The sequence below is a fragment of the Peribacillus sp. FSL H8-0477 genome, assembly GCF_038002765.1.
Taxonomy (GTDB): Bacteria; Bacillota; Bacilli; order Bacillales; family DSM-1321; genus Peribacillus.
In genome coordinates this window covers 1,301,964-1,313,633 of record NZ_JBBODE010000001.1, presented here as the reverse complement: position 1 = coordinate 1,313,633, position 11,670 = coordinate 1,301,964, and the positions used below count along the sequence as shown (strand labels likewise).

Genomic DNA, 11,670 nt, shown 5'->3' with positions numbered 1-11,670 from the left:
CCCTAGCTCTTGAAGCTAGGGATTTTTTTTTTTTCGTCTACTACTATCAGATTATTAAATACACCTATTTAGATATTTTATAGAGAGCAGCTCAGTGTTACTGTACACTAGGAAATTTCGGTTTCGTCCTTTTTTGTGACATTGATAATCATTATCACTACGGCTATAGTAGAAACCAAGTAGAGAATATTCTATTAACTAATTTATAACGGAGGAATTACTTTGTATAAAAGGATTATACCGCTTTTACTTTTAGTCTGTTTAGTTGCAGGATGTTCAGCGAATAAAAAAGAGGAACAAACAAAAGCAGAAGCAACATCAACAGAGGAATTAAGTATTGGAATCCCAACAGATGTGGGACCATTAAATATTTACACAGGAAATGTAGACTGGTTAACTGATTTGGTCTATGACAAGTTATTTTCGCCATCACCGTATGTAGATGAACCGACTCCTTGGTTAGCAGAGTCAGCAGAACAGATCGATGATAAAACATGGACTGTAAAAATTCGTGACGGGATAAAGTGGCATGACGGAGAAGACTTTACGGCAGAAGACGTGAAATTTACATATGAATATTTCCGCGATGGCCCGGCAAACCGTCACACACATCATGTGAGTGAAGTGCCGAAAATTGATGTCATCGAAATCGAAGAAGATGAAAAAACGGTTCGATTTGAGTGTGCGTATGCATGTCCATCACTTGCAACCATTACCTTTGCAGATTTACCAATCTTACCAGAGCATATCTGGAAAGACGTTGAAAACCCACGTAAGTATACAGATTTAGCGGTAGGAACAGGTCCTTATGTATTAAAGGATTATAAAGCAGATCAGCATTACACATTTGAAGCCAATAATGACTATTTTATGGGCAAGCCAACTATTTCTAAATTGAAAATGCCCATAATCAAAGATGCAACAGCTATGTTCAATGCCTTACGTGCGGGTGAAATTGATGTGTCTACACGTACAGTACCAGCTGAATTACAAGATACATTCAAGAATTCAACGTCTATGAAATTAGCAGAATCGTCTCCATTATCGATTGTCCAGCTGGGCCTAAACTATGAGCGTGCCCCATTTAATACAGAAAAAGTACGTCAAGCTGTATCACTTGCAGTGGATCGTCAAAGTATTGTCGATACCGTCTTAATGGGTCAAGGACGAGCTGGAACATCTGGTTATCCACACCCGGATTCTCCGTGGACGAACCCTGATTTATCGACACCCTATGATGCAGAGCAAGCAAATGAAATCTTAGATTCACTAGGGTTTAAAGATACAAATAATGATGGTTTCCGTGAATCAGCAGAAGGTGAAACCTTGACCATGAATACAATCGTTTCTGCTGGTGAACCGGTCTATGTGCGTGTAGCAGAGATGGTAAAAGACCAGTTAAAAGAAGTCGGCTTACAATTCGAAGTGGAAGTATTAGATGCAACGACCTATGCTGCGTCCGTTTCAGAAGATAAGTATGATTCGTATGTTAGTTTAATTGGGCCGCATGGTGTAGCGGATCCAGATCAATTTGTCATGTCTCACCGTGCCTCTTATCTTTGGACGAAAGGTGTCCCTTATCCGGCAATGGATTCATTAATTGAGGATTGGATGAGTGCTGCAACGATTGACGAACGTAAATCCATCTCATTTGATATGCAAGAGTTATACAATAATCAACCTACTGCTGTGGCTCTTTATTACCCTGAAGAAGTTTATGCGTACAACGCTGACGTGTATGACCAGTATGTAGAATCTTTAGGATACGGCATTGTAAACAAATATTCATTCTTGCAAGAAGAAACGCGTAAAGCAGTCTCGGCAACGGCTCCCAAATTGATTGAATAAGGAGATTTGTGAGTTATGAATAATAGGTTTTCAGGATACGGGAAAAAATTGTTTCAATATGGACTGGTGTTATTCGTGGCATTGACGATTAATTTCGCTCTGCCGCGGCTGGCACCGGGGGATCCATTGCTATATTTCTTTGGAGAAACAACGCTCAATGAATTAACCGACATACAAAAACAACAGGCGCTAGAGTCAATGGGGCTTGGCGGCTCGATATGGGAACAGTATTTTGTGTATGTAAAAGGCATTGTGACATTTGATTTTGGATCGTCGATTAAGTATGCGGAGCCGGTTATGACGATCATCGGTGATCGATTGCCTTGGACACTATTGTTGGTTGTACCGGCGATGTTACTGAGTACCCTAATCGGTGTGATCTTTGGTGCCTATTCCGCTTGGAATCGTGGGAAAGGCCGAGATATCTCCTTATTAGTCGGGATGTTGACCTTACAAGCTGTTCCAGGATTTTGGGTAGGACTGTTATTTTTAGCGATCTTTGCTGTCCAGCTTGGCTGGCTTCCAACTTACGGTGCGGTATCGATGATGCAAGATGGGACAGTTTGGGGATATGTAGCGGATGTAGCCAAACATGCGTTACTGCCCGTAACGACAATTACGCTTGCCACAGTAGGATCGAACTATTTACTGACACGTTCGTCCATGTTGGAATCGCTTGGTCAAGACTATATTACGATGGCAGAAGCAAAGGGTGTTCGGAAAAAAGGATTGATCTTTAATCATGCTTTACGAAATGCCTTACTTCCTATATATACTCATTTTACGATGACACTGGGAACATTAGTGGGCGGAGCTGTCGTGGTGGAATCTGTTTTTTCTTATCCAGGTATAGGTCGACTACTGTATGAAAGTGTCATTGCCCGTGACTTTCCAATGATGCAAGGTGTCTTTTTAATCATTACCCTAGGCGTAATTGGAGCGAATTTATTTGCCGATTTAACGTATCCTCTCATTGATCCTCGCGCACGTCCGCTGAAAAAGAAAAAGGAAGCTGGTGTGAATCATGCGTAGATCTACGAAAGTGATTGGCGGTGCAGGGTTCGTTCTATTTATAGCGGTCGTCCTCTTTGCTGTACTTGGGCCTGTTATGATCCCATACGATGCCTATAAGCAATCAGGTCCTTCTTTTATGGCACCAAACAGTGAACATTTGCTGGGTACGAACGATATGGGCCAAGATATTCTGGCCGAGCTTGCTGAGGGTGCACGAACGTCATTAACGATTGGCATTTTGACGGCCTTGTTTGCCACGATTATTGGAGGAAGCATCGGAATTTTAGCCGGTTATATTGGCGGCTGGTTTGAAGTAATCGTCATGCGGGTCATTGATGTTGTCCTTACGCTGCCATTTTTACCATTGATGATTGTTATTGCGGTCTATATGGGACCGGGAATCGCTACCCAAATCTTTGTGATTACCTTAGTGATGTGGGCAGGGAAAGCTAGACAAATTCGCGCGCAAACGTTGTCTATCAAAAATGCCGGCCCTGTGCTTGCTGCTAAGACGATGGGCGCCAATCCAGTCTATATCTTTTGTAAGCATATCTTTCCTGGTGTGTTTCCCTTATTCATTCCTCAATTTGTCGGTGCCGTAAATACGGCTATTTTACTCGAATCTTCCCTTAGTTTTTTAGGGATGGGTAATCCATTAGTGAAGAGTTGGGGAAGTATTTTATATTATGCCAATAACCGAAGTGCCTTTTTAACAGAGGCATGGGTTTGGTGGATTATTCCGCCTGGTATTTGTATCGTCATGGTTGTATTAGCCTTTTCCTTAATAGGCTATTTCTTAGAAGAAAAAGTGAATCCGAGATTAAGTGCCTATGCGTTGCCGCCGAAACGTAAAAAACAGGAAATAGCGGTCGATCAATCACTTGTAGAACGGGATATTGTGTTATCCGTTCAACAGTTAACCGTGGAGTATCCTCGTAAGGGCGTATATCAAGCGGTTGTTTCCGATGTTAGTTTCGACTTACAAAGAGGCGAGGTATTGGGAATCGTCGGTGAGTCTGGAAGTGGTAAATCAACGGTAGCAGCTAGCATCATTCAACAGTTGAAGCTGCCGGGAAGAAGCAGCGGTTCGGTTTATTTTGAAGGACAGGCCCTTGAAACGTTAGATGATGAGCAGATTCGTCAATTACGCGGAAAAGAGATCGGCTATATCGCACAAGCGGCAATGAACGCGATTAACCCGGTTATAACGATTGATAAGCAGTTAAAAGAAGCCATCAGCGAACATCAGAAAATGGATGGAAAGAAAATGGATGAGCGGGTAATAGAAGTAATGAAACAAGTGGGCCTTGATGCAAAATGGCGATTTGCCTTTTCGCATGAGTTATCCGGAGGGATGCGCCAGCGGGTCATTATCGCGATGGCTTTAATCAACGAGCCGAAACTCATTATTGCAGATGAGCCGACAACGGGACTCGATGTAATGGTTCAAGTCGAAATTGTCCAACTGCTTTGTACCTTACAGCGAGAGTTAAATATCTCAATGATTTTCATCTCACATGATTTGCCGGCCGTCTTATCCCTTACGGATACCTTACTCATTATGAAATACGGCCACATCGTCGATGGCGGCAAGTCACTTGAAGTGGCCGAACACTCTACTCATCCATATACAAGACGGTTAGTCGATTCGATTCCGTTATTGAAACCAAAAATAGAGAAAGAGGCGGTGCTGAGTTCATGACATCTTTACTGGAAGTTAAGAATTTGCAAAAAGCATTCGGCCGCTCTAAAGAAGTACAAGTAGATGTGCTAAAAGATGTTTCTTTTTCTTTAAAGCAGGGTGAAATTATTGGATTGATTGGGGCAAGTGGTGCAGGAAAAAGTACGATTGGCCAAATTATAGCGGGGCTTGAGACGGCAGATGCAGGTGAAATTATATTTGAAAATCAAGATCTTCTATCACTAAAAGCCAAAGAACGCCGCTCATTTGCCAAGTATATTCAGATGGTGTTTCAAGATCCCTATGAAGCCCTATCATCACGAATGAAGATTGGCCAGCTTGTAGCGGAGCCGCTTGTGATTCAAGGATTGGAAAAAGGAAAACGTTTAGAAAAGGTACGTCATGCGTTAACCAGTGTGACATTGGATCCGGATAAATATATGGATCGATATCCACATGAATTATCTGGTGGTGAACGGCAGCGGGTTGGTCTGGCGCGGGCTTTCGTATGTGCACCAAAGCTGATTATTGCGGATGAACCGACGTCCATGTTAGATTCGTCACTAAGATTAGAACTAGTAGAATTAATGAAAAAAATGAACGAATGTAATCAAGTTGCGTACGTTTTTATTACTCATGATATTGCTTTGACACGAGGATTTTGTGATCGATTAATCGTGTTACAAAAGGGTGAAATTGTGGAGGCAGGGAAAACAAACGATTTGATTGAAAACCCGCAGCATCCTTATACACAATCGTTAATTAATGCACTGCTCATATTAGAAAATCATAAAGGAGCTTACTAATGAAAACAAGATTTCTAGAACTCAATCCAGGAGCTATTTTTGCTCAACGTGGTCTCAATAAAGAAAGAGAAGGGTTTACGAATGTGGATCTATATGAATTACCGGATCTAGACTTAACTCGCTTTGATTGTTTAGTGATAAGCGGTTTTGCCGATCAAGATTTCTTATATGAACACCGCCAACTGATTCATGATTTTGTGAATGCGGGAAAAATCCTGATCTTCTCTGGAAACTTAGTGACTGAATGGCTGCCGGGTGGTCAATTATTCATTCCCAAAGAGATTACGAGTCATAAAGATTATGAAGTATCAATTCATACACCACATGCCATATTCGAGGGTGTAGTAGAAGATGACATGACCTATAACAAAGGCGTTTCTGGCTTTTTTGCGAGAGGACATCATCCTGTCCCAGAGGGAGCGGAAATTCTCTTAACGTTACCAGGGGATGCTCCAATCACGTATATTGACCGCGTGAGTACAAAAGGAACCATCTTTGTACATGCAGGTTCGGACTTATTTGGTTATATGAAACCAGAAATCAATAAAACAACGGATTTAATTGGACCGCAATTACTCACTTGGGTAGAGGAAGAGAATGCAAGATTACAAGAAGAGGTGACAACAGCATGAGAAAAATAGCCGTCGTTTATGGTGGGAGTTCACACCATCATCGTACATATAAAACGTCAGAGTTTGCCAAGTATATTCATCGGTTGATTCCAATCCGTGAATTAGAAGCAGCCTCTCTAGAAGGGGTCGATGTATTGCTTGTCCCTTCTCAAACCCATTTAGGGCTGCTTGAGAAAAATGTAGCGAAAATTCATGAGTTTGCCAACGAAGGTGGAACAGTTGTGACATTCGGGCCTCAGGGAATAGATTGGCTGCCAAGTCATAAATGGGAATTCCGTCCGACAAACTTTTGGTGGTGGCTTGAAAAGGATGCGAAAAGCGGGTTAGTTTTAGCTGCACCGGAACATGATTTGTTTACGAATTATTTAACACTTGCTGATGCTACCTGGCATCAACATGGCGTGTATTGGCCTCCAGAACATTGTGAAGTGCTTGTTTCAACCGATGATGGTGGTGCCGTTCTTTATATCGATAAAGAAAGTACGAAAGGTACGTGGATCAATACCACGCTCGATCCGGATTTCCATTATGGTTCATATTTTATGCCGGCAACTGAACGGTTCTTACGAGGCTTTTTACCATGGTTAGTCGAAGGTCAGTTATAAGTTGATACATCTTGAAAATGTTTCAAAACGTTTTGAGCAAGAGTCTGTTTTATGTGATGTGAACCTACATGTAGCTCCTGGAGAATTTGCGTTTCTCCAAGGGCGCTCAGGCTCTGGAAAAAGTACCTTAGTAAAACTGCTTTATCGGGAAATAGAGAGAGATACGGGCAGTATACTGATCGATGGAGTGCTGATTGAAACCTATCCGAAATATGAATTGCGTAGGAAAATGGGCGTTATTTTCCAATCGTTTGACTTACTTGAGCGAAAAACAGTACTGGAAAATGTCATGCTTGCTGGTCAAGTAATCGGTAGAGAGGCCAAGGAAATCGAAGCAGAAGCACTGCGTTTACTTAAACGAGTTGGGCTAGAGAAAAAAGCGAATGTGCGGCCAACTGTCTTATCTGGAGGACAACAGCAGCGTGTCGCTATTGTGCGGGCTCTACTTAATAAACCAAAGCTGATCTTAGCAGATGAGCCAACCGGGAATTTGGATCCAGAGACAGCAAGTGAAGTACTACGGTTATTGCGGGAATTGCAGCAGGAGGAGGGAGTAGCGATGCTCGTTATTACTCATTCGGAACAATTAGTGCAATCATTTTCAGCGAAGTCATGGGTGCTGGATAAGGGGAACGTATATGAACGCCAATAATATGCGGTATATGTGGCAAGATGTCAAACAAGGGATGTATCGTAATAAAGGCGCAACGCTTGCATCCATCGCACTGATTTTTGCAGCGATGCTCCTGATTGGCTCCTTACTGCTTGCCCGTATCGCTATGCAAGATAGTATTGCGTATGTGGAATCTCAACTATCTATGAAAGTGTATATAGAAGAGGGATATGCGGCAGAGGATGTTGCGCAAGTACTAGAGAAAAACAGCTTTATTGAAAAAGTAGAAATCGAGCCAGGTGAAGTACTCCTTGAACGACTTGGTTTATTTTTTGCGGGGAAAGACTATTTACTAGATTCCTTTACGAATGGTGCCATGCAAGACGCCGTGAAATTCCAGGTGAAAGATGTACAGCTAATGCCGCAAATGGCCGAACAGTTAAGTGCCATGAAAGGGATTGAGAAAGTTGTCTATCCGCAGCAAATGGCCGAATACTTAGCAAGTGTTCTGAAAAATATAGAATGGTTCGGGTTACTTGGGTCACTTTTCTTTTTTGCCATAGCGTTTATGATGATCTACATCGCTTTTCACTTAGCATTATATCAGCGAGAAAAAGAAATTCGTGTGAAATTATTAATTGGCGCTAACCCTAAATTCGTTCGGTTTCAATTTTTAGTAGAAGGCTTCATGATTGGATTTTTAGGAAGTTTACTATCTATTTTAATGACGTTTGTTCTGTTTTATTTTGTTTTTCAAGAGATTCCTTTCTTAAATAAAATGGATGTACCAACATTCTTACTTGTAGGAGGATGCCAATTAGTCTGTGGTGTTGGGATTGGGGTATGTGCCAGCTACTTATCCACAAGGAAGTTGATCAAGCATGTATAAAAAAGCAGGGCTGATGTTAGCGCTATGCCTCGTTCTTGCGACACCGGTATATGCACATTTGACGGGTGCGTTTGCTGACTTTCTGACAGTTGTGTACGATGAGTCGACGATTGAACAGTTAAAAGAAGAAATGAATGCTACCGAGCAAGAAATCGCTGAGTTAACACCCAAGGTAGATGAACTAGAAGAGAACTTTGAAGAACATCAACAGATCGCGGCGGAAAGACTACAGTTTTACTCAGACGTAGGGCTTGATACGTGGTTAGCTTTAGTACGAGATGGTCAAGAGATCGTTGATGTAATGGGCAGTCAATGGATAATGGAAAAAAGGATCCAAACATATATGGAAGAATTAAATACGCTCTACTTGGAGTTTAAGCAAGTTGAGTCCTCAAAGACATCATTAGAGGGACATCATGATCTACTCCAAATGATTGAAAAAAATGTCGGAGCAAGAGCTGTTTTTTTAAGTGAAAATGCAGGACTAGACTTAGAACAAGTGGCTAATTATTTGGATATTGACTGGACGTCAGAGATTGAATACCCCCTCATTGCAGCCCTTGAAGCAGACAACGAACGAGTTAAGAATTCCATAGAAAAGTGGACCGTTAAAGGAGCAGTGAGTGAATCTCATTTTAATGAAGGCAGTGATGTGCGTTATTTCTTCCGCAGCGATCATGTGTATGTGGTATATGAACGGAAAGACGGCCACGTTATCTTACTCGGTCAAGTATTACAGAATGAGAATGGGAAAAGTGCAAAACTAGTATTAGAATCTGGTTTTTATAATGGGTTCCGCTTACCGGAAGAATTAGTGGAAGAATTAATTCCGTTTACGATTCCGTATGATGCATTAACACATCTAGACGGAATGACTACCCCTTATATTCAACAAATAGATGGCGGGCTGCGAATCCAGTCAAAGTAAGGAGATAGACGGAGTATGTGGAAAAAAGCGATCTGCATTTGTTCATTTCTTTTATTGATTACGACAAATGTATCGGCTCATGTGATGAACAGTCAAAGTGTTTTTGAAGATATTCACTATACCGAAGCAGCAGAGGATATTCTCCTAATCAGTGCTTTAGGAATGCTGTCTGCTGAATCAGGTAATCAGACCTTTCGCCCGCAAGATCCACTAACAAGAGAGAAACTCGGGGAGTTTGTTGGAGGGTTCTTTGGTTTTGAAGGTAAATTAGCACTCGAAAAGGGGTATCTATCTTCTACAAAAGGCGAGGCAACCTATGCCGATGTCAATCAGGCGTTCTTCGAGAATGCACTATCTGTCGAAAACCCGGAAGGAACGATGACACGCGAAGAATTTGCCCAGTTTATTGCAGCCAATTTGGAACGTGATATCGGCGGTCACACCCTTGCTGAACGGTCGGGATTTGCTTCGGGGCCAACTGGTGTAATAGAAAAAGTTCAGCAAGTAGAAGAGACCTATGAACTGACGATTGATGGAAACGTGTACGAGCTTGGTGAACATCCATATGTAGCAGCGGAATCGGTCGATCCACTCGTATGGCAAGGAATGTCGCTAACCAAGTCTTGGGCAGGACCGAGTGAAAAAAATGCTTTGCACTTTTTAAAAATAGAGAGCGAACTTATAAAACCAACCTCAGATAAAGCAGAAGAAGCTGGTGGTTGGAACCCATTTGTAGTAGGGATAAGTGTTATAGTACTACTGTTCATTTTCTTCTTCCTAAGAAGAAAGAAAAGTAATCAAAAAAGGTAGGAGATGTACTAGATGAATACCATTAAAATTTATGATCGAGAAGACTTATTAGAAATTAGTTTTGAGGATATTCGTAAGTACCACGGAACAGCTGCTTATATGGCAATAGGGGTGGGATTCCGAGTGATTCAAGCCGCCTTTGACTCCTTATATGGAGCGGAAATACCAAATCGTAAAGATCTCTCCATCTTATCCGGTCATGGCGGACCTGGTTTCCGCGATGCGTTCGAGTTTGTTACTCGCGCCAAAACAAGAGGGACCTACACAGTCGATACAGATTATCCAAAAGCTCAATACGATCCTTACCGCCCAACTGCGTATGCCTATGTGTTTACACGCGAAACAGGGGAAGCAGTTGAAGTGATTTTAAAGGAAAACTTCTTACCTGCTGTCTTTTATGAGTACCTAAAAAAAGGGCGTGAAGATTCATTTACGCCAGAAGAATACATTCATAATGAACAGTTGAAGCAAGAACTAGGTAACCGAGCGCTGCAAATGCCCATCGATGAATTGGTAGAAGTGACCAAACTGAAGTAAAGAAAAAGGGCTGTGCTTGAGCACAGCCCTTCTTCTAATGTGCTGAAAAAAGTTCACAATTTTCTTGTATATTCCAGTATTAAACAATGGTAAAATATACCTAATAAAGGAGAGGTGTGAATCCATGGGTAAGTCCGGTGAAAAAATGCTTTTTTTAACTCAATTAATAGAACGTACTCGAATAGAGATGATTAAAAAGGCTAATAAAAATGGGTGTAATTGCGTAGAAACAATTGAATTAAGCAGGCAGCTTGATCATTTTATCCTAATCTATCAAACCCTTGCGTTAAACAATCATAAGCTTAAAAGGCAAAATCTTATGATAGATATAATAAAACCGCCAACAAGGGCGGAGTAAAGTATTACTTATTGAGCGCTTCTTTTAAAGCTTGTATTTCTTCAGAAGAAAACCGGGATGAAGCAACTTGGAATGCTAACGCTTCTTGTTCGGCAGTCATTCCTTTTGCAGAAGCTTTTTTATAAATCGCTAGCTCCTCAGCTGAAAGCCTGCTTGTTCCATATTGAATCGCTTCTTCTCTAGAAGAAAAATGTAAACCACTTGTGTTGTCCTTGTCTTTTGGAGGAGTAGTGCCGGTAGACTCATCCTTCTTAACCGGTGTACTTGACGATGGTTTGTCTTTTGCAGGTGTACTTACCGAAGAATCAGCCTGTTTAGGTGCAGCTGCAGGTGAACTACTAGTATCCTGTTTGGTCTGATTACTATTGGTAGATGCAGTGCTGCTGCTTGTATCTTGCGCAGCTTCCGTTTTACTAGACTCAGCTTTTTTGGTAGAAACAGTACTCTTTTCTACGTCGTCACCCTTTGCATCCACTTTGGATGAATCAGGATCTTCACTCTTTTTATCTTCACTCGTAGAATCATCTTTTGCAGCAACAGTAAGCGCCCGCATATTCAGATCATTCGCAGACTTTTTAATCACGGCATCTTGTCTATTCTGATATGTTTGGTTCCCAATAATAATTGTACCCGCGAGTATCACGACACAACCAGCAATGCTCAACTTATTACGTAAGTTCATATAGTAACCGCCTCCTTTGGTAATTATACTATTAATTACCATACGAATATAGTAATTCAATAGATTCATACATAAAACCCATAATAAGTAGGATAAAACGAACCACGACAAGTCTGGCTTAATACCTACTAATACCCCGCGCGTGATAAGTGGGGTTTTTATTGTTGAATAAGTCATGAAACGGACAGAGTATCTTTATTAAAAAGTATGGTAGTATTATACATGAAAGCGAGCGACATGGAGGAACACTCGATCCGCTTAGCCTGG

Annotated in this window: 13 protein-coding genes; 12 read left to right on the top strand and 1 reads right to left on the bottom strand. The window is 41.5% G+C overall.

Translation table 11 applies throughout. From position 1 onward, the window contains the following. Positions 1-222: 222 nt before the first annotated feature. The 12 genes from MHI18_RS06760 (at position 223) to MHI18_RS22135 (ending at position 10,721) form a co-directional block, all read left to right on the top strand. Positions 223-1,848: an ABC transporter substrate-binding protein gene (locus MHI18_RS06760; protein ID WP_340846620.1), complete on the top strand. Its 1,626-nt coding sequence runs from the start codon at positions 223-225 to the stop codon at positions 1,846-1,848. A gap of 15 nt (positions 1,849-1,863) precedes the next feature. Further along, entirely contained in the window at positions 1,864-2,880 is a 1,017-nt protein-coding gene (locus MHI18_RS06755) for an ABC transporter permease (protein WP_340846619.1), read from the top strand. After that, entirely contained in the window at positions 2,873-4,564 is a 1,692-nt protein-coding gene (locus MHI18_RS06750) for a dipeptide/oligopeptide/nickel ABC transporter permease/ATP-binding protein (RefSeq protein WP_340846618.1), read from the top strand. The genes MHI18_RS06755 and MHI18_RS06750 overlap by 8 nt, the downstream gene beginning before the upstream one ends. Continuing rightward, positions 4,561-5,349, top strand: coding sequence for an ABC transporter ATP-binding protein (locus MHI18_RS06745; RefSeq protein WP_340846617.1), 789 nt, complete (start codon positions 4,561-4,563; stop codon positions 5,347-5,349). The genes MHI18_RS06750 and MHI18_RS06745 overlap by 4 nt, the downstream gene beginning before the upstream one ends. Next, a complete protein-coding gene (locus MHI18_RS06740) occupies positions 5,349-5,981 on the top strand; it encodes a phosphate starvation-inducible protein PhoH (protein ID WP_340846615.1) in 633 nt (210 codons plus the stop codon). The genes MHI18_RS06745 and MHI18_RS06740 overlap by 1 nt, the downstream gene beginning before the upstream one ends. Continuing rightward, positions 5,978-6,586 (top strand): hypothetical protein, encoded by a 609-nt coding sequence (locus MHI18_RS06735; protein WP_340846614.1) that lies wholly within the window; start codon positions 5,978-5,980, stop codon positions 6,584-6,586. Before MHI18_RS06740 ends, MHI18_RS06735 begins: the two co-directional genes overlap by 4 nt. A 1-nt stretch (position 6,587) precedes the next feature. Then, entirely contained in the window at positions 6,588-7,238 is a 651-nt protein-coding gene (locus MHI18_RS06730; RefSeq protein WP_340846613.1) for a cell division ATP-binding protein FtsE, read from the top strand. Continuing rightward, positions 7,225-8,088 carry a cell division protein FtsX gene (locus tag MHI18_RS06725; RefSeq protein WP_340846612.1) on the top strand — a complete coding sequence of 288 codons (864 nt, stop codon included), beginning with the start codon at positions 7,225-7,227 and terminating at the stop codon, positions 8,086-8,088. Before MHI18_RS06730 ends, MHI18_RS06725 begins: the two co-directional genes overlap by 14 nt. Next, positions 8,081-9,016, top strand: a complete 936-nt coding sequence (locus MHI18_RS06720) for a hypothetical protein (RefSeq protein WP_340846611.1) — start codon at positions 8,081-8,083, stop codon at positions 9,014-9,016. The genes MHI18_RS06725 and MHI18_RS06720 overlap by 8 nt, the downstream gene beginning before the upstream one ends. Positions 9,017-9,031: 15 nt before the next feature. Then, the gene (locus MHI18_RS06715) at positions 9,032-9,826 is read left to right on the top strand and encodes an S-layer homology domain-containing protein (RefSeq protein ID WP_340846610.1); all 795 of its coding nucleotides are present in this window, start codon (positions 9,032-9,034) and stop codon (positions 9,824-9,826) included. 12 nt (positions 9,827-9,838) lie between these two features. After that, a complete protein-coding gene (locus MHI18_RS06710) occupies positions 9,839-10,363 on the top strand; it encodes an FmdE family protein (protein WP_340846609.1) in 525 nt (174 codons plus the stop codon). A 124-nt stretch (positions 10,364-10,487) separates the two neighbouring features. After that, positions 10,488-10,721 carry a Spo0E family sporulation regulatory protein-aspartic acid phosphatase gene (locus tag MHI18_RS22135; RefSeq protein ID WP_445669958.1) on the top strand — a complete coding sequence of 78 codons (234 nt, stop codon included), beginning with the start codon at positions 10,488-10,490 and terminating at the stop codon, positions 10,719-10,721. A gap of 4 nt (positions 10,722-10,725) precedes the next feature. Here MHI18_RS22135 and MHI18_RS06705 read toward each other — a convergent pair whose 3' ends face one another. Continuing rightward, complete coding sequence (locus MHI18_RS06705) at positions 10,726-11,403, bottom strand: hypothetical protein (RefSeq protein WP_340846608.1); 678 nt, start codon at positions 11,401-11,403, stop codon at positions 10,726-10,728. Between the last annotated feature and the right edge of the window lie 267 nt (positions 11,404-11,670).